The 19855-nt window shown below is 38.1% G+C and carries 15 protein-coding genes, 4 tRNA genes and 1 pseudogene; 1 reads left to right on the forward strand and 19 read right to left on the reverse strand.

Features of this window, described 5'->3' with window-relative positions; translation table 11 throughout:
- Positions 1–98: 98 nt before the first annotated feature.
- The 3 genes from MKX78_RS23495 to rlmH all read right to left on the reverse strand — a co-directional run bounded on the left by MKX78_RS23495 (position 99) and on the right by rlmH (position 4342).
- Positions 99–1376, reverse strand: a complete 1278-nt coding sequence (locus MKX78_RS23495; RefSeq protein ID WP_341052648.1) for a hypothetical protein — start codon at positions 1374–1376, stop codon at positions 99–101.
- The gene (locus MKX78_RS23500; protein ID WP_341052651.1) at positions 1366–3186 is read right to left on the reverse strand and encodes a MoxR family ATPase; all 1821 of its coding nucleotides are present in this window, start codon (positions 3184–3186) and stop codon (positions 1366–1368) included. The genes MKX78_RS23495 and MKX78_RS23500 overlap by 11 nt, the downstream gene beginning before the upstream one ends.
- A 676-nt stretch (positions 3187–3862) precedes the next feature.
- Positions 3863–4342, reverse strand: coding sequence for a 23S rRNA (pseudouridine(1915)-N(3))-methyltransferase RlmH (gene rlmH / locus MKX78_RS23505; RefSeq protein WP_341052654.1), 480 nt, complete (start codon positions 4340–4342; stop codon positions 3863–3865).
- Between the two features lie 349 nt (positions 4343–4691).
- On the opposite strand from rlmH, the gene MKX78_RS23510 reads away from it, so the two are divergent.
- On the forward strand, positions 4692–5156 hold the full coding sequence (locus MKX78_RS23510) for a hypothetical protein (RefSeq protein ID WP_341052656.1): 465 nt from the start codon (positions 4692–4694) through the stop codon (positions 5154–5156).
- Between the two features lie 438 nt (positions 5157–5594).
- Here MKX78_RS23510 and MKX78_RS23515 read toward each other — a convergent pair whose 3' ends face one another.
- The 16 genes and pseudogenes from MKX78_RS23515 to dnaB all read right to left on the reverse strand — a co-directional run bounded on the left by MKX78_RS23515 (position 5595) and on the right by dnaB (position 19797).
- The gene (locus MKX78_RS23515; RefSeq protein ID WP_224936993.1) at positions 5595–5756 is read right to left on the reverse strand and encodes a CxxH/CxxC protein; all 162 of its coding nucleotides are present in this window, start codon (positions 5754–5756) and stop codon (positions 5595–5597) included.
- 103 nt (positions 5757–5859) lie between these two features.
- Complete coding sequence (locus MKX78_RS23520) at positions 5860–7077, reverse strand: S1C family serine protease (protein ID WP_224936994.1); 1218 nt, start codon at positions 7075–7077, stop codon at positions 5860–5862.
- Between the two features lie 330 nt (positions 7078–7407).
- The gene (locus MKX78_RS23525) at positions 7408–8202 is read right to left on the reverse strand and encodes an MBL fold metallo-hydrolase (RefSeq protein ID WP_095371360.1); all 795 of its coding nucleotides are present in this window, start codon (positions 8200–8202) and stop codon (positions 7408–7410) included.
- A 9-nt stretch (positions 8203–8211) separates the two neighbouring features.
- Complete coding sequence (locus tag MKX78_RS23530; protein WP_095371359.1) at positions 8212–9018, reverse strand: two-component system regulatory protein YycI; 807 nt, start codon at positions 9016–9018, stop codon at positions 8212–8214.
- 18 nt (positions 9019–9036) lie between these two features.
- A complete protein-coding gene (locus MKX78_RS23535) occupies positions 9037–10368 on the reverse strand; it encodes a YycH family regulatory protein (RefSeq protein ID WP_095371358.1) in 1332 nt (443 codons plus the stop codon).
- Positions 10365–12191, reverse strand: coding sequence for a cell wall metabolism sensor histidine kinase WalK (walK, locus tag MKX78_RS23540; RefSeq protein ID WP_095371357.1), 1827 nt, complete (start codon positions 12189–12191; stop codon positions 10365–10367). Before walK ends, MKX78_RS23535 begins: the two co-directional genes overlap by 4 nt.
- A gap of 7 nt (positions 12192–12198) precedes the next feature.
- Positions 12199–12909, reverse strand: coding sequence for a response regulator YycF (yycF, locus tag MKX78_RS23545; RefSeq protein ID WP_095371356.1), 711 nt, complete (start codon positions 12907–12909; stop codon positions 12199–12201).
- Positions 12910–13253: 344 nt separating this feature from the next.
- Positions 13254–14723 carry a M23 family metallopeptidase gene (locus MKX78_RS23550; RefSeq protein ID WP_341052659.1) on the reverse strand — a complete coding sequence of 490 codons (1470 nt, stop codon included), beginning with the start codon at positions 14721–14723 and terminating at the stop codon, positions 13254–13256.
- A gap of 270 nt (positions 14724–14993) precedes the next feature.
- Positions 14994–15066 (reverse strand) — tRNA-Phe (locus MKX78_RS23555).
- A 47-nt stretch (positions 15067–15113) separates the two neighbouring features.
- Positions 15114–15190, reverse strand: a tRNA-Asp gene (locus MKX78_RS23560).
- A 73-nt stretch (positions 15191–15263) separates the two neighbouring features.
- Positions 15264–15335, reverse strand: a tRNA-Glu gene (locus tag MKX78_RS23565).
- Between the two features lie 15 nt (positions 15336–15350).
- Positions 15351–15426, reverse strand: a tRNA-Lys gene (locus MKX78_RS23570).
- 165 nt (positions 15427–15591) lie between these two features.
- Positions 15592–15975 (reverse strand): DoxX family protein, encoded by a 384-nt coding sequence (locus MKX78_RS23575; RefSeq protein ID WP_341052661.1) that lies wholly within the window; start codon positions 15973–15975, stop codon positions 15592–15594.
- A gap of 366 nt (positions 15976–16341) precedes the next feature.
- Positions 16342–16485 (reverse strand): annotated as a pseudogene (locus MKX78_RS23580) (peptidase G2 autoproteolytic cleavage domain-containing protein); the annotation flags it as partial.
- Positions 16486–16592: 107 nt separating this feature from the next.
- The gene (locus MKX78_RS23585; protein WP_341052663.1) at positions 16593–17885 is read right to left on the reverse strand and encodes an adenylosuccinate synthase; all 1293 of its coding nucleotides are present in this window, start codon (positions 17883–17885) and stop codon (positions 16593–16595) included.
- Between the two features lie 547 nt (positions 17886–18432).
- Positions 18433–19797: a replicative DNA helicase gene (dnaB, locus tag MKX78_RS23590; RefSeq protein ID WP_224937000.1), complete on the reverse strand. Its 1365-nt coding sequence runs from the start codon at positions 19795–19797 to the stop codon at positions 18433–18435.
- Positions 19798–19855: the final 58 nt, after the last annotated feature.

Raw genomic sequence — 19855 nt, forward strand, 5'->3', positions numbered from 1 at the left:
TGTTTACACTCAATCCAATGGTATTGAATTGCTTTTTAACAAGGAGACTAATTGTTTATGACACGGTTTTGCGTCATGTGGCTAAGTGCCGTTTTATTTTAAATAATTGAATTTTTTAATAGCATTTCTTTATTTCGTAAAGAAACTACTTGTACATTATCCATATATGACTCATTTAGCGATATTTCACCTAAACATAATATTCCTTGTATGTCTATATCAGTATCAGCTATATACTCATTAGCACTATTTTTTGCATAAGACATATATTGCGTTAGCTCCTTTAAGCCTTTTGATGCATATTCCAATGATTCTGTATTTTTAATTTCCCCTATAATAATAGAACAAAGCTTGTTCGTTCCTCGATGCACTCTTTCAATTAAAATATCAGGTCTACCACGCCAATAAATCGATGACTTTTCTACCGAAAAAAACTTTTTTGCCAATGCGTTGTAAATATTAATAGCTTTCACTTCTTGATTTAAATAAGCATTAGAGCTATTCAAAAGCTCATCACGATGAATGATAAAATTTACATGCCCTGAGCCAATACTATTATGGTATAAGCTAACATCATATTCACTATCTACCCAGCTTGCTACCTTTGTCCCACCGTCCATAATGGAATAAACTACATTGCTTTGCTGCTTTAAAATTTGCACAATCCAATATAGTTCAAATAATACGTCTTCATTTGCTGGAAGAATGAAAAATTCATGTAGCACATCTAGTAATTGCTGCTGAGTATAATCACCTTTTTCAATTTTTCGAATACGTTCTAAAATATATGCTGCTTCACGATAAATTGGCTTACGATGCAATTTTACTTTTTCAATCATTCGATCTGTTACTGACTGCTCTGCAATACGTGAAACATAAATATTATGTTCTAGGGCGATACGCACATTTTTTCGAACAACCATTATGTCTTGATACCATGACCGGGAATTAAATTGCATTAAAAATCGATCTTCATAGCAATATGAATCAATCTTACCAAGTACTTCCTTTAATACTACATTTTCCACTGTATTAAACGTTCGTTCCGATTCTTGAATCGTAAAATGAAACCGGTCTTTCGGATTTGACTGCATGCGCTTTTGAAGCGTTTCCTGCCATTTAACTTCCCCACGCACTTCATAATAACTTTCTTGAATATTTGCTTTTGTGCTCGATTTAATTGAAGTTAACCCGTTACCAAGCGACTTCATAAAAGCAATCGTACGTTCATGTTTCATTAGTCGGAGTTTTAATAAGTCCTGAAGTCGATCAATGGATCCATTTTGTTTTAAAATAGAATCAATTTGAACTGTTCCATCCTTCAAATAGCCATATAAGTAACTTCCTACTTCTTCAATCATCCAACTATGCTTCATCTACAACACCAATTTGAAAGAAATCTTCAATAAAATCGCTAATTAAACTAATAGCGACAACATCCCCTATCTGTTCATTGAGCTGACGAATAAATGTTTGAATTTTATAGTCGCTTACCCCTTCAAATTGAGGTAATACATATAAAATGATTGCGGATGTAAAATCGCCGTCGCTTTCAATCGTGTATTTCGCAATATCATACACAATAGCTGGACCGAGTTTTCGGTATTGGTTCAGTATTTCCCATAATCTTCTTAACTCATCCGTATATTGGTAGCCTTGGATAGACCACGCATCTAAATATCTACTAATTAACGATTCAGTAATTATTTTCGGTACGGACACGGGAATAAAGGCAAATCTCCGCATAAATGCATAGCTCATTTCAAACAATGATGATTTATCAATTGTATTCATTGTGCCAATAATACGCCAATTTTTAGGAACGATGTAATCAGATGGCTGAACATCCTTGACCACTTTATTTTGATGCTTCAATACAATTTGAGAGCCGTCTTGTGTTTTATACGGTAGTACCGTTTCATCTCCTGTTAATACAGAGAATAACGGACCAAATGCTTTATCAATATCTGCTCGATTAATCTCATCAATAATTAACCATTCATTGACGTTTTCATCATTTTTATTTTTAAAGCATTGTAAAAATAAACCCGGATCGAAAAACAGTTGTCCCTCCTGTGTTGGTTTGTACCCGCCAATTGTGTCGTATGTTGTCCAGTTTGATGTAGCTGTAACAAGCTTGCTTGCTACCCCTATCTGCTTACATATATCACTTGCAAGCTTTGATTTCCCAGTGCCAGGAGGTCCAGTGAAAATAATATGTTTTCCACTATTTAACGCGGTTTGAATTTGACTTTGTAGAATATCTTCATTTTCAAAAACTAAATTTCCTAAGCTCATAATTTCAATTGGTTTACTGATTGAATAACCTGCCGATGGTTCTTTTACTGGCGGAGTTGGTTCTACGACTGTTTTTGAAGACGTGGGGTTCCATGTTTCTAGCAAGTCTGGATTGTGATAAAAATTCACAACTCCTTTTTCTTCCTTTTCTAACACTTGGCGAATTTCATATAACCTTTTATCAATATCTCTTTCCTGTGTAGATGGAATGCGGTTTTTAAATGCTTCGACTATCATTTTTTTATGTCCTGAACTAGCCATACATTCAAAATAATCCGGTGCTAATAAATGCGCAAAAATATGCTGCATCTGTACATTTTTCCCAATTATTTCTTTTGTTTGCACAATCATCTCTTTGAGCTTCCATGGGTCTTGAATAATTGCTCGTCGTTCGTCATTTGTACGCTGTTTCATATTAATAGAAAATTGGATAACGAACGAAAGCTCTTCAAACTTCGCTGTGTTATAGTATGTACCGGTTGCACCAATCCCAAGTTCAAGCGCGTTTAACAATGGATGTTTATCTACATAATAAATATTGTTCCAGCTCGCAATGTCCTTTAATTTACTCAACTTGGTTTTGTAGCTAATCGTTTTATAATATGGAAATAAATAATAAACATAAATTACTTCCATCGCTAATTGATAAATTGCATCAGTTGACCCTTTTAGCTGTAACTCAAATTTTTTATCAAATGTAGTTTTATTTTCATATTGCGGATTATCATTAAAGCGCTTTTTCAGTACTTGTAAATTTTCAAGCGTCCAAACAGATGTGTCATCAAATAATAATGACCCATCATTAATAACGCATTTCTCTCGCCACATATCGGCAGCGGCATACACCTTCTCTCGATCGCCAACTTTATCATAAAAAACTTTCGCCATTTTAATACCTCCGAATAAATGAATAATATTATGTTTAGCTTCGAAATTAGTTGATGTTTATTAACCTGAAATACATTCTACTTCTAATTTATTATAAACTACGAAATTAGTTAGATAGTACTGTAATATACAATTCACGTAATCCTTTCCCACTAAATGGTGATCTTTGATATACAGAATTAGATTTTCTTTGTTTCATTTAGAGAAACAATCACAGACTTTTCTTTTTACTAAAAAACCATGCAAAAGAAAAATTACAAAAGCTTATTGAAAAACTAGAAAACAAAGGAAACTAAATTATGGTCCCTTCATTTTTATCAGGTCATACTTATGATACGGTTCTGTGCCTTCTATGATTTTGTGAAATGAATTTTATTTTCTCAAATATTAGGTACAACTTAGGAGGTTTTAGATAAATAATAACAAACAATACTTCACTTCTAGATTAAAAAAATTGTTGTTTACTATGCTCTTTTATTGGACTTTCAATTATTTCCACGATAATAGGCTCTCATAAATACTATATGGTTCCTATGTTTATCATTAGTTTTGAGAGTGGCTTAATATTAGAATGGTGAAATATCATGATTGGAAAAAAGCTCTCTTCTATAAAATAAAAGGCTACCTAGAACGTTGCTATAACAACGATTTAGATAGCTCCTTTTTATACTCACATTTACTTATGATACGGTTCCCCCCGATTAATCCGAAACCCCCGATAAATCTGCTCCAACAACAACAACCTCATCAACTGATGCGGAAACGTCATTTTCGAAAAACTCAACGCCAAATCACTCCGACTCTCCACTTCCTTGCTAGTCCCAAGAGATCCCCCAATAACAAAAGCAATCTTACTCTTACCATAAGTGGCGAGCTCGTCTAGTTTCTTTGCGAGTTGTTCGGAGGTGAGCATGTTGCCTTGGATTTCTAGGGTGATGACGAAGGTGTCTGGGGCGATGTGGGCGAGTATGCGGTCGCCTTCTTTGCGTTTGACTTCTTCCATTTCGGCAGCGCTCATGGATTCTGGGGCTTTTTCGTCTGGTACTTCGATTAGGGTTAGTTTGGCGTAGGCACTTAAGCGTTTTTTATATTCGTCGATACCTTGTTTTAAGTATTTTTCTTTTAGTTTGCCAACGGATACGATTGTGATGTTCATACTTGGCCTTCCTTCCGTGCTTTTTTCTTTCCCTAGTTTACCATAAAGGCTGCAGACTTATTGATGGTCCTAGTTGTTACCTGAAAAAATTTTCTTCTTTTCGCAACCTTTCCAAATCTCTTAGTATCTATGTATTAAACTCGATTCTATCTTGAGAGGAGGGGCCGTATTCTTGCATCTTGTAGAACGTTAAAAACAGAATAAAAAGGCGTATTTAGAAGTGATGGATGCCCTATGGTGATTATCTACTAAAGACTGCTTTTTTGGCTAATGAAGGATTACCAGCTGGTAGAAAAATATGGTTTAAGATACGCTTGTGATCGCTTCTCAGAAGGTAGATTAGCTTGAGTTGAAACCATTGATCTTCATCGCTGCCGCTCCTAGAAGAGGAGATGAAATTAAATTCTGGTTCGATTTTAGCCCCTTTCGCTCACATATTGCAACAAACGAAATAGATGTGCCAGTGGAGGACTTATATGACTATACCGTGGGACTCTCTATGTCAGGGGATGAGCCAAATTCTGTGGATCCTATTACATTACTCGCTTTCACCAACCCAAACAACCGCTTTTCTTGGTCTGTTGACGCTTTCGATGAAAATGATGAATTACTGACGAGAAGCAACGGCTACCGCTTAGGTAATGATACGATCGGTCATCTTCCCTTTTTTTACTTAAAAACAAGAACACTAACTAAAGCCGATCAACTATTATTAGATAAGAAATTTACTGAGGCATTTAAAGCGTACAAGACAAATCCCGAGGATAAACATAGTCAACGAATAATCAAACGACTAGAGGAATTAGATGAGTAAAATGATGAAAGAGGTTGGGACATAAGTATTCTAGCTAATGATTTATCCGAATGATAATGATTAGGAGTTCTAGCATCTAATCATTCGGTTTTTTATGTGATTTGAACCCTTATACGAAAAGAATAGTGAAATGGAGCGGAAGACACTCGACTCCTGCGGGAAATAGAGGGAAAGTTGAGACCCCACAGGCAATGCCAAGGAGGCTCAGCCCCTCCCCGCGGAAAGCGAGTGACTGTAGCGCAATGGAACGGACTTTTTTTGCAAATGATGTTTTAAGATCAATTTGTTATTGTTCTTTTTTGAGGTTAGCTCATTTAGTTATGTCCCAGTCTCATTTCATCCCTCAAAAGATATACACAGGTCATCCTCACACCATAAACAGAATATCCACAGAAGTTATCCACATATCCACATTTTCTATCCACATCTTGTATGGGATTATTTGTTCGCCACCATATATATGGCTGGGTTGGGGCAGAATTCACAGGTTGTTGATAAGTTTTCTTCTGGTGCACATTTTGTTAACACTGGGAAGGTTTCGTGTTCGTCTACAATGGTATCGATGGCGATATCAATATGTTCTTCACAGCTATAAATCATCTTCGGTGCCTCCTCATTTATCTATTTATAATTTATCCACATCTCATCTTATCAAAACTAAAAAAAACAGGAAAGTGATGCCTTCACTTTCCTGTGGATGAATTTAGAATGTATTCTCGGTTTTTAATGCCATGGTTGTTTCTGCTAATTTACCTTCGCGATAATACTTCACCTTCATCTCATCTCCTACGTCCTGACCATATAAATGGTGGCGTAAATCTAAGACATCGGTAATTTCTTCGCCATCTAGCTCAACAATGACATCCATTTCTTTCAGCCCTGCTTCTGCAGCTGGACCATTGGGTTCAACTCCGCTCACAACTACACCATTTTCTACATCTTTCGGAAGTTTTAACGCTTCTTCTTGATAATAGGCAGGGATATCACTTACTGAAGCGATTTGTACGCCCATATATGGTCTTCTCACTTCACCATGCTGTTCTAAGTCACTGATGACCGTTTGCGCAAAATTAATCGGAATGGCAAGCCCAATGCCTTCCACAGAGGATTCAGCAATTTTCATCGAGTTAATGCCGATGACTTGTCCGCTAATATTGACGAGTGCCCCACCGCTATTTCCTGGGTTAATGGCTGCATCTGTTTGTAGGACTTCAGCATTCCAATCGACTGTACCGTTTTGATCGATATCGACTGGTACGGTCCGATTTAAGCCGGAAATAATCCCTTTTGTGACTGAGCCTTCAAATTGACCGAGTGGATTTCCGATAGCAATCGCAGGCTCACCAATTGATAGAGCATCGGAATCACCAAATTCTGCGACATCCTCTACAATCGAGCCATCTATTTCAAGTACAGCTAAGTCTGTCCATACGTCGGAGCCTACGAGCTCAGCTGCAATTTTCTCACCATTGAAGAGATTGACTTCAAGCCTCTCCGCACCGTCGACGACATGGTGATTCGTCACGATAAAGGCATGGTCCCCCTCTTTCTTATAAATGACACCAGAGCCAGAGCCTGCTTCTACTCCTTGTGTGCTTTCACCATTTTGTCCATTCGACCACATGCCTGCCGATTGGATGTTGGAGATGCTAACAACCGCTCCTCTTGCCTTTTCGACTGCTGATGTGATTTCTGTTTCCACATCTACCGATACCTTTTTCGTTTCTACTTGGCTGTTTTCATCTGTGTTTGATAAGCCTAATGTTTCTCCCCCATTAGAGCCCCCGTTCATTTGGGGAACAACGAATAAAACGAGCAATGCACCGATAATGACACCGACAAGACTAGAGAATATGTAACCTGCTTTACTTCCCTTTTTGGTGCGACCCTCACGATTATAATGATCATCATAATAGCCCATTACACAACCAACCCTTTCATACCATTTTCTTTTTTTAAGATATATCCTTCTATTTTTATAAAAAATGAGGTCTCTTTTTTCCCTAGTGTTATCATAACTCTTCTTCATTAGAAACATACTAGGAATGAGAAAGATTACCTGATGAAACGTGTAGAGGCTTACTCCGCTACTATTATTATACGCATAGATGAAAAAAGACAAATACTAAAATGCATAAGACAAGAAAATCTTACGAATTTGTTCATACTTTCTTTCTGATTTGGTAAAAAGCGCAAAAAAGGAAGGGGTAGCATCTAAGCCTCCCCTTCCTTCTACCCATTATTTCTTGCCTTAAACAGCTGTTAAAGCTGTAGGTTTTTTCGGATCTGTATCAAAGAGCTGGAATCGCTCTCCGACGCGTATGCCTTTTGTTTCAAGTGTTTGTGCGACAGCCATGCGTGCCAAGTCCTTCATATTATTATCTTGACTTAGGTGGGCAAGATAAAAGCCTTTCGTGCGATCACCGGCCACTTCGCTCATCGCAATCGCCGCGTCTTCATTGGAGACATGGCCGACATCGCTTAAAATCCGACGTTTAATATTCCATGGGTAACGTCCCATTCTTAACATTTGCACGTCATGATTACTTTCAAATACATAGGCATCGGCGTTTGAAATAAGTCCCTTCATGCGATCACTTACATATCCCGTATCTGTGATGAGCACAAGTTTCTTCTCGCCTTGATGAAAAACGTAAAACATCGGTTCGGCTGCATCATGTGAGACGCCGAATGATTGAATATCGAGGTCGCCGAAGGTTTTTACGGTTTCCATATCAAAGGTGAATTTCTGCTCTGTTGGGACTTGTCCAATTAACGGAGACATCGCCTGCCATGTTTTTTCATTGGCATAGATCGGGAGCCCATATTTCCTTGCAACAATACCGACACCTTTTATATGGTCACTATGCTCGTGTGTCACAAGTATCCCGTCTAAACGACTCATATCACGATCAATTTCTTTAAATAATGCTTCCATTTGCTTGCCACTGAGGCCAGCATCCACTAAAAAGGAGTGGGTGTTGGTCTCTACAAAAATGGCATTCCCCGTACTGCCGCTCGCGAGAACGCTAAATTGAAAAGACATAGGTTTCTCTCACTCCATTGTTTTATTCTCATTTTTATTTAGTTCGAGTACATTTAGCTCGAATCCGTGTACATATAGACTGTATTCACCATCAATGACGAAGCGCCAAGCTGGTGTTAATACTTGAAGATTACTCATATCGACATACGTATGAAGCCCAAGCTCTGGTTCTGATACTTTACTTCCAGACGGGATCTTGCCACTATTGTATAGAGAAGATAATGCTTCAGATGGCGGCTTGATCAATTTTTGATCATCCTCAATTGGTTCAATCGTTTCCAAGTATGTTTGTGTATAAGAGACAATTTCATTATTTTCATTTAAGAAGAAGGTTAGTTCAGCATTTTTATTTTGGTAGATGATTTTCTCTTGGTATGTTTGATAATACGTAATGGTATTGCCTTTCTTCTCCCAAAAACGATACTCATTACCGTATAAGACTTGACTCTGAATAAAGGACTCTAATTCCTTTGGATCAAAGTCTTCACTTACTTTCATCAATGGCTTATTGACATCAAATATATACTCGACACCGCCATCAACCTTAATGTCTTCTCCATTCAGGCTCTTCAATTCATCTTTTTCAAACTCTTTAGGAGTTGCCCGTAACAACTGGCCACTGACTTCTTCTGTCGTAAAAATATTTGCGTCGTACGAAATGTCATCATCCTTTAATTTTTCTTCTAACGTGCTTGATAAAGGAAATTCCGTTTCTTGTTCTTTTGCTTGGACGACAGTAAAGTACTCATACAATAAATAGACATTGAGCACAAGAAAGGTCAGTATAAAAATGGTTTTTATTTTGCTCCAATCCATCTACTTTCCCCTCCTGCCTCAATTTGGTATAAACTCATCCTTGGTAAACTTCTTCCACTCATTATTATAACGATAATACCAAGCTGGCTGCAAATTGATGATTTCCGAATTAGTTGTAGCCACATTCTTTTCTACCTTCATCTCGTAAGCCACCGTTACATCTTGCAGCAAGTTACGCTCAAAATTAGGCAGCTGCTCAATCTCTTCGATGACTTCCTTACCGGATAGTAAACGGCTTTCCTCCCCACCACTCACAATCGTTCCGAGTGCGAAGTTGCTACGCGTATATTCATTAATGTCTGTATCGCCAAGCTCTACTTCTATCTTCGCTCGATGATAATCACTAAAGATGGGAATTCCTTGTTGGTTATGAAATAATCGGAAGACAACCTTATTACTCTCTGGTACCTCTTCAAAGTAACGATAATTGCCTGTCCAGCCCTTATGTGCATTCATAAAATCAATGCTTCGTCGCAGTAGATTCATCCCAACAAACTCATCACCAACAACAGAAGAGATATTTTTATAAGAAATCATATTGCGATCTTCATAGACACGCATAATACTCGTACTATCGGTATATTCAATCATGGATGGTTGAGTTGTACTCTCTTGTACAACAGATGGATCACTAAATAATGACTCCATCAATGTACGTGGTTTGATTTTATCCATTAAATAGATGCGTTGTGTCGATACAGGAATATGCTCATCCGGTACATAAATCACGCGATCATTCTGGCCCTTATAACCAAGAAGCGAATAGAAATCTTCATCTTCACTGGCCGTCTCGTAATACTTCGTACGGAAATCAGCCATCGATGGACCTTGTACTTCTCCACGGTAGACCGTACCTTGATCTCTCGATATAAAATAGGCTAAACCGACATCATCCTCTATAGAAGTCGTGTCAATCATCATTGTGTCAAATGAAAAATCGGTAGCGTTCTTATCTATATTGGGCATGACTTCGCGAAAAGCATTAAGTGAAACGTCATCTGGGTAGACCATTATAGAATGTCCTGACTCTTCTATCCATTCATGTAATGAACCGATATCGTTGGAGACATTAGCTAGATTTAATAGTTCCCATTTGTTCATATCATTAGTGATTTGGTCGATTTCCGCAGATAAGGTTGTTCCAATTTTCTTATCATCGTAGAAATGAATAAGCTGACTAGGTCTAATGACTTCACTATACTCTTTGTCATCTCCTATCGGTTCAATCGCTTGTCCTGGGTTCTCGACAGGCGTTAAATTAGGTCGATACGTCCATAAATTAAACGTCAATAAGATACTACAACCTACTAAGATAATTAATAGGATATTCTTTATCTTCTCATAGGTCATTCCCAATCATCCTCTTCGGAACGGATATACGGCAAGCTAAAGGAGATCGTTGTTCCTTTTCCTTCAATACTTTCCGCCCAAATTTCACCACCGTGCGCTTCTACCATTTCCTTGGCAATCGCTAGTCCTAATCCCGTTCCTCCTAATTTTCTTGTTCTTGCTTTATCTACACGATAAAAACGATTAAAGATTTTTGATACATTTTCTTTCGGTATACCCATACCTTCATCAGCCACGCTTATGATTAAATACCCCTCTTGTTCTTCAATACTGAAGGTAATCTTTCCTCCTTCAGGTGAGTATTTCATCGCATTGGAGATGATATTATCAAGCACCTGAGTGAGTTTATCTGTATCAATCTCAACAAAATCAGCCGTTGTTGGCACCCTACGTTCGAAAGTGACATTTTGTTGTTTCGTGAACTCAAAGCGATCAATAATTCGGTTATAGAATTGTGTGAAATCAACCCACTCTTTATTTAATTGATAGTCGCTACTGTCCATTTTCGATAGCTGCAATAAATCATTGACCAAACGAATCATACGCTCCGTCTCATTTTGAGTGACATCAAGGAAATTCGGAGCAATCTCTTTATCCTGCCACGCTCCATCTGTTAATGCTTCTAAATAACTGCGCATGGTCGTTAGTGGTGTTCTTAGCTCATGTGAAACGTTAGCCACAAATTCGCGGCGCTCTTCTTCAATTTTTTCTTGCTCGGTAATATCATGTAAAACGGTTATAAGTCCATTAATAAAGCCTGTTTCCTTTTGAATAACTGAAAAATTGGCCCTTAAAATAAGATTGCTCTTTTCATCACTATAATCTAAGATAACCGATTCTCTTTCTTCAAGTAGCTCTTCAAATGTGTAGTCTTCTTCCAACCCTAATAATGAAACAATTGAATTAGATAAGACTGTTTCACGTGAAACATGCAACATTTCTGCAGCAGGTTCGTTGATGAGAATGACACGCCCTTTGCGGTCAGTGGCAATAACGCCATCTGTCATAAAGGTGAGGACAGATGATAGTTTCCTTCTTTCCCCTTCAGTGGTAGCTTGTGCTTCCTGCAGCTTTCTAGTCAAACTATTAAAGGTCATAGCTAATTGACCAATTTCATCTTGGCCATAGATTTTTACTTTTCTAGAATAATTCCCTTTTGCCATTGCTAACGCTTGTTTTCTCATATCGGTGATAGGTCTTGTAATGGTTTGCGCAAGTAACACACTGAGCACAGCGGTTAAAATAAGAGCAATTGCTGTACCTGTTGAGAAGATTTTGATAATCTCCCTCATCTGTGTATAGACATTCTCAATTTTAGACGTGACATAAATCACACCTTTTACGTCATTATCAATAATAATTGGTTTAATGTAGATCCATACTCGTTTGCCATTAATGACACTATCCTGTTCATTCGGTTGACCATTTTTAATTGACGTACGAATAAGCGCATTAGACATCTTCTGACCAACCTTTGATTGATCAGAAACATTCGATGTCCCTAGCACTCTCATAGACGTGCCCTCAATAACGGCGACTTCACTAATATCATCAGTGTTGTAGTCCTGCAATAGCCTGCGCAGGTCCACCTCCAATGTGGCATCACCGTCTTCCGGCACTCGTTCTTTCACAAATTGTTCTTCTAAATAATAAGATAGCAGCTTCATCTGGTTTTCAATCGTTGTTTTAAAGTTAGCATTTAACGTATCCTCTAATTGCCTGACGAAATAAGCACTGACAATTTGCATGGCAATGAGGATGAGCAACACATATATAATGACGAATTTCAGATGAATTGATCGAAAAAATCCTACCTTGTTCATGTTCTACTTACTCCTGTTCTGGATTTCGCAAGTAGTATCCGACACCTCTTCTTGTAACGATCCATGTCGGATGACTTGGATTGTCTTCGATTTTTTCACGCAAACGTCTAACGGTTACGTCAACTGTTCTAACATCTCCGTAATAATCGTAGCCCCAAACAGTTTGAAGTAAATGTTCACGCGTCATTACTTGTCCAATATGCTTAGCTAAATAATGAAGTAATTCGAATTCTCTATGCGTTAGTTCGATCGTTTCACCGCGTTTAGAAACGATATATGCGTCCGGGTGAATCGTGAGTGAGCCAACTTCAATTTCATTACTTTCATCTTCTTCATCCACTTTTGATGCAATTTGTTGATGACGACGAAGATTGGCTTTTACTCTGGCAATTAATTCCCTTGTGCTGAATGGTTTTGTTACATAGTCATCTGCTCCTAGCTCTAGCCCTAATACTTTATCAATTTCAGAGTCCTTTGCTGTGAGCATAATAATCGGCATATCATATTTCTTTCTTACTTCTCGGCAAACCTCAATGCCGTCTTTCTGTGGAAGCATAATATCTAATAGAATCATATCAGGCTTTACTTCTTCTACTTTTTCCAATGCGGAAACACCGTCATACACACAAGTTACATCGAAGCCTTCTTTATTTAAGTTAAACTGTAATATATCTGCAATTGGTTTTTCATCATCTACTACAAGAATTTTCTTATCCATCGTTGTTCTCCTTTATCCAATTATTATCTACTATCGTCACAATCATGTATCTTTTTCAAGATTATCATATCTAAGCTTATTGGGCTTGTAAAAGCATTTTGTAAAATTTCGTCAGCATGTATCCTACTCTACTTTATCACGTTACATACAAGTACGCATCATTTGTAATGTATCATATATGTACAAGTTATGGAAAAGCAAGATAGAAGGGCTTTTTGTTTTGCGAGCGCTCTTAGATGGAACCTTGTCATACACACAAAAAAGCACGATAACTTCTGTTTATCAAAGCAGAGTTATTCGTGCTTAATGTTAGCTAAAACACTCATGTCCCAGCGCTTTTTTGATCATTGACTAATATAGTCTAATGGGTTTTTTAACTGACCATCTTTGTATAGTTCAAAATGAAGGTGAACACCAGTTGAGTTACCAGTAGAGCCCATCACACCTAACTTAGAGCCTTTCGTTACTGTCTCTCCTGCACTCACTGAAAGAGAATCTAAATGAGCATACAAGGTACGGTAGCCATTTTGATGATCTATTTCTACTTTATAGCCATAACTGCTACTAAAGCCAGCTGAAATGACCTTTCCATTATCGGCTGCTTTAATGGTTCGATCACTTGGTCTGGCAATATCGATCCCTTTGTGGAGCTTCCCCCAACGATGACCAAGCTCGCTTGACACATATCCACCAACTGCTGGCCAAGCAAAGTCACCATCGCCAACATCTGGATTTTTTGTTCCTTTAATAATGATTTCCTCTACAGGCTCATCAATGATTTCCTCTTTTAGTTCACTTTTATCGACTTCTTCACCATTTGATTCTTTCATATGGTATAACACGTTACGTTTTCCTTTTTTCCCTTCTTGCTTTACTTTCTCTTCCCCTTTCAACCTATCATCATCTTCTATTACTTTTGTGTGAAAGGGAATGTCTTCTTCTTTATATGCTGATCTATTCGTAATCACATCAACGTACGGTTCGATTGTTTCAACAACAAGTTCTTGACCAACCTTTAGTACATCTTCTTGACCTATATCATTTAGGTCTTCAAGTTCTTCTGTAGATAAATGAAATTCGTCAGCAATCGTACTAATAGAGTCGCCTTCTTCAACTCTATATTTCTCTTGTTCTACTGTTCCTTTATTTAAGAAATTGATGACCTCATCAACAGACTGAACCTTGTTCGGATCTACTTTTTCTTTCTTCCATTCTATTTCCTCGGAAAATTTCGCATTCAACAGTCGGGTATCACCAATTGCTAATTCTGGTAGTGGTTCTTCTTCTTCTGAGCGCTCTTTTAACTCTTTATAGTCTTTTTCAGAAATGTACTGTAACTGTAGTTGCTGAAGCACTTCATTCGCTTCTTCTTGATTCTTTACATAAGCAACTGTTTCACCATCAATTTCTAGTGCGAAAGCATCTGCTTTAATAGAGATCCCTCTCAGCGCGTTTTCTGACGTTAACTCTTTGTCAGTTGCTTCATTAAAGGCTTTCTCTTCATCTTCAGGTAGATAGGAGAGCTCATGGTCTAACGCCTTTTGTATGCCCTCATAGGACTTCCCTTGGTTTTCAAGTTCATCCTCTACTATATTTTCAATCACTTGGGGATTATCAACTGTCCCCACATATTGATCACCGATATATACATAATACAAATCCGACTCTTCTGCTTCTGCTAATACTGATGTGGATCCGCTCCACGCTAAACAACCACCAATCATAACGATTGCGGCCGCTTTTTTCCATTTATGTGTAACACGCTTAGATGTATGTTCTGTATATGTAGTCAGTCTTTGCTTCCATTGCTTCATGGTTCTTCCCCCTATACTACTTTACACCTTCTGATTCTTATTAGTGCTATCAGACTAATCACTATTGCACCTAACTAATGTACCATATCGTCATTTTTACGAGTTTGATGTCTCTGTAATGTAATTAAACTGTATTTATGGTGACATAGTTTGACGTAATATAGGAAAAAACTACATAGAAAAGGGGGGATTTTGTCATATGATTGTAATAGAGGAAGGAGAAAAACATAAAAAAAGAGAGCACGAATTAAATTCATACTCCCTTTTTGATGGCTCAGGACGGAATCGAACCGCCGACACAAGGATTTTCAGTCCTTTGCTCTACCGACTGAGCTACTGAGCCATAAAAACAGCTTATCCAATTTTCATAATCACTATACAAGTGAATCATGGCGGTCCGGACGGGACTCGAACCCGCGACCTCCTGCGTGACAGGCAGGCATTCTAACCAACTGAACTACCGGACCAAATCTATATAAAATTCGTAATCAATGAAAGAATGAGCGCTTGCATCCCTATGACTACTACTATTAAAAAAGATGACCCCTACGGGATTCGAACCCGTGTTACCGCCGTGAAAGGGCGGTGTCTTAACCGCTTGACCAAGGGGCCATACGAATATAAAAATGGTGAGCCATGAAGGACTCGAACCTTCGACCCTCTGATTAAAAGTCAGATGCTCTACCAACTGAGCTAATGGCTCGCTTTTTAATTTGAAGCGTTTTCTTTTCTTGACGACGCTTTTTATATTATCATAGGGTGATAGCTTTGTACACTCCTTTTTTAATATTTTTTTTAAAAAACTTTTTCTAGTTAAAATCTTCTCATCACTTATCTAATAAAAAAGAAAAAAACTAAATAACATAGGTCATTTAGTCTTTTTTTCAATAGATGGATGTGTGAGTTTAATTGCCCCTAAAATAAGTGGGATTTGTAGCGGTAAACGCATCCATAATAATAACGGATGAATCTTTTTACCATTATAGAAAGTATTATTTTTTACTGCCATGTTGATATTCGCTGGGAAAACAAGCACCATGAAGAATGAAAGCAGCTTACCTACTAGACTTTGACCTCTTTTCGCCCAAAGTAACATCGCAAATGCGACCTCGAGCACACCTGTAATGAGGACAATCCCTTTTTTAAACGGTAAAGATTCCGGCACAATCTTACGAAAATTTCGTTCCCGGACAAAATGAAGGACTCCTGCTACAAACAAGATCAATGAATAAATGCCTTTTAATATTTTCAAATTCTTCCACCACCTTTGTACGTTCAATGCCCTAATTTTTTGCTTTCTAAACCATTCTACTATCCTCAACATCACTCTATGTAAAAGTGACGACTCCACCTTTTCATCTTTATAGTGAAGTCGTTTATTTAGATTTTTAAGGATGATTATTTCCATCCAATCTACTCATTAGAGAAGCTAATTGATTTTTCAAATCTTTTATTTCACGACTAATTGTTGCATTTTCCAGTTGTAAAGCCCTGCATCTTTACGTCACTCTCTTCTTTTTTGCGTATGATATTCCTGCATCGTCACAACGCTTTGCTTTTGTAGCTTTTCTATCACTGCTATGTCTCTTTTTAACTTTCGGTTTTCATCATCATTCGGCTTGATCAAAACTAATACTTGGTTCCCCCCTGTCCGTTTAATGACGCGGAACCCATCCGTTGCCCTCGTAGCAATTCCTTCATCATTTGGCTGACAATACTCATTGACTTCACATGTACCATTATCTGTTACAAGAATTGGCCCACTAGATGAAAATAGATAAAAACGGCTTGTACAAACACCTATACAATGTTGAAGGTAGAAAAAAAAGACCGTACCTTCTACAGGTACGATCTTAAAAAGCTTATTTTTTAGTTTTGTCTCCAAGGGCTTAAGACCACATTTGTTTGCGTACGGTCAGGGCCAACAGAGAATACTGACAATGGAATGCCTGTTAATTGAGAGACACGCTCTAAGTAGTGACGTGCATTTGCTGGCAACTCATCTAAAGATTTGCAAGCTGTAATATCTTCTGTCCAGCCTGGCAGCTCTTCATATACTGGTTCGCAATCAGCAAGGACTTTTAGGCTTGCTGGGAATTCTTCAATGATTTCGCCTTTGTAGCTATAAGCTGTACAGATTTTCAAAGTATCAATACCTGTAAGAACATCAATAGAATTAAGTGAAAGGTCTGTAATTCCACTCACACGACGAGCATGTCGAACAACGACACTATCAAACCAACCAACACGACGAGGACGACCTGTTGTTGTACCATATTCACGACCAACCTCGCGGATTTGATCACCAATCTCATTATTTAATTCCGTTGGGAAAGGTCCATCTCCTACACGAGTTGTGTATGCTTTGGAAACCCCAACAACATGTTTAATTTTTGTTGGTCCAACACCAGAACCGATTGCTACACCGCCAGCTACTGGGTTAGAAGAGGTAACGAATGGATATGTTCCTTGATCAATATCAAGCATAACCCCTTGTGCACCTTCAAATAATACTCTACGGCCATCATCAAGTGAATCATTCAATACAACGGATGTATCACATACATATTTCTTCACTTGTTGACCGTACTCATAATATTCGTCAAGAATGTCTTCCATTTTGAAGCTTTCAGTTTCATAAATTCTTTCAAGTAAACGGTTTTTATCCGCTAAGTTACGAGCTAGCTTCTCTTCAAATACTTCTTTATCTAATAAATCTGCGATACGGATTCCAACACGAGCGGCTTTATCCATATAAGCAGGTCCGATTCCTTTTTTCGTTGTACCAATTTTGTTATCGCCTTTGCTGTTTTCTTCTACCTCATCTAATTTTAAATGGTAAGGTAAAATGACATGGGCGCGGTTACTTATACGTAAATTATCTGTTGTCACGCCTTTTTCATGTAAGTAAGCCAATTCTTGTACCAATGCTTTTGGATCAACGACCATCCCGTTACCAATGACACAAATTTTATCACTATAAAAAATACCTGATGGAATTAAATGCAATTTATACGTTTCACCGTTAAATTTAATTGTATGTCCAGCGTTATTACCGCCTTGATATCTTGCGATCACTTCCGCATTCTCTGATAGAAAATCCGTGATTTTCCCTTTACCTTCGTCTCCCCATTGTGTTCCTACAACAACTACTGATGACATTACGAATGCACCTCCGAGGTTTCTTTTTCCCTTATCAAACAAACTAATTCTACAATTTTATTATGATAAAGTCAATAAAACACGAACATTTTATTCATATAACGAAAAATACGTTCGTGAAACAATTGTGTAATCTTGCATCAAGGGTTGGGTGACACCTGTTTTTACTGCTTCTCAGTTATTTGAACTCCGTTAGTAAATATACGAAAATAAAAAGAAGGTTAGGTGGTTTTTGTACTATTATCTATATCGTATTGATTTTTATTACATATATGGGGGATTATTTTTGCTCGGATATGTTTATGCTTTTTCCTCTTGATGTACGAGCAATTCACTGTTGCTCTGCTATCTTTCACATTTTTCCCCTGATGGACGAGCAATTCGCTTTTGCCTCGTTATCTTTATCATTTTTGCCCCTAAACCACTTCCGCTTCACCACCAATATCTATCTCAAAACACATGCAAATCTCCCCCCTCCTTTTATATTTACCCATTTGTCGCGACTTCCATTAAAAAAGAGGGAACCAGCCAAATGCTGTTTCCCTCTTTATGCCCCAGGCGGAGCAAATGAATCGTCAAATCTTTTTTCTAGGTTGACGAATTTATTATATTCTTTGACGAAGGCGAGCTGGACGGTACCAACCGGGCCGTTACGTTGTTTTGCGATGATGATTTCGATGATATTTTTGTCTTCGGACTCTTTGTCATAATAATCATCACGATATAAGAAGGCAACGATATCAGCATCCTGCTCAATACTTCCTGATTCACGTATATCAGACATCATTGGACGTTTATCTTGTCGTTGCTCAACGCCACGGGATAGCTGAGATAAGGCAATAACAGGTACTTGCAGCTCCCTCGCAAGTGCTTTTAGGGAACGAGAGATTTCAGAGACTTCTTGCTGACGGTTTTCACCAGAACGGCCGCTACCTAAAATAAGCTGCAAATAGTCGATGAGAATCATGCCTAAGCCATGTTCCTGCTTCAAGCGACGACATTTTGAACGAATTTCAGTGATTCTAACACCAGGTGTATCATCAATAAAAATGCCCGCATTCGATAGGCTCCCCATCGCCATCGTCAGCTTTCCCCAATCATCATCGGTTAAAGAACCTGTTCTGAGACGTTGTGCATCGATATTTCCTTCCGCACAAAGCATACGCATAACGAGCTGTTCAGCCCCCATCTCCAAACTAAATATCGCAACATTTTCTTGTGTTTTTACAGCAACATTTTGCGCGATATTTAAGGCAAAAGCTGTTTTACCAACGGAAGGTCTAGCGCCAACGATAATTAAATCATTGCGTTGAAAGCCTGCTGTCATATGATCAAGCTCAGCAAACCCAGTCGCTATTCCAGTGATATCACCTTTACGGTTATGCATGACCTCGATATTATCATACGTACGCACAAGCACATCTTTAATATTGTGGAAAGCTCCTGCATTTTTACGTTGCGATACTTCTAATATATTTTTTTCTGCTTCGCCAAGTAGTGATTCAACTTCATCTTCTCTCGCATATCCATCTTGGGCAATGTCTGTTGCCGTACGGATGAGTCTACGTAAGATCGATTTTTCTTCTACTATCTTAGCATAATATTCTATATTTGCTGCTGTTGGAACAGATGCAGCTAGTTCACTTAAATAAGTTACTCCGCCTGTATCCTCTAACATTTTGGCTGCGTTTAATTCTTCTGTTACTGTTACTAAATCAACGGCTTCTCCCTTGTCATTTAGTTTCAGCATGACATTAAAAATTCTTTGATGAGCCGCTCTATAGAAATCTTCAGGAATTAATAGTTCTGAAGCCATTGTTAACGAGGAAGGCTCCAGAAAGATTGCGCCTAGAACAGCTTGTTCAGCCTCTATGTTTTGCGGAGGGAGACGATCAGCAAATAATTCACTCAAAACAAATAGAACCCCCTCATACTGACACATTTTAAACACGTTAGATGACAAAAATGTG

This window comes from Cytobacillus sp. FSL R5-0569, assembly GCF_038007265.1.
In the GTDB taxonomy this organism is placed as follows: domain Bacteria; phylum Bacillota; class Bacilli; order Bacillales; family Cytobacillaceae; genus Cytobacillus; species Cytobacillus kochii.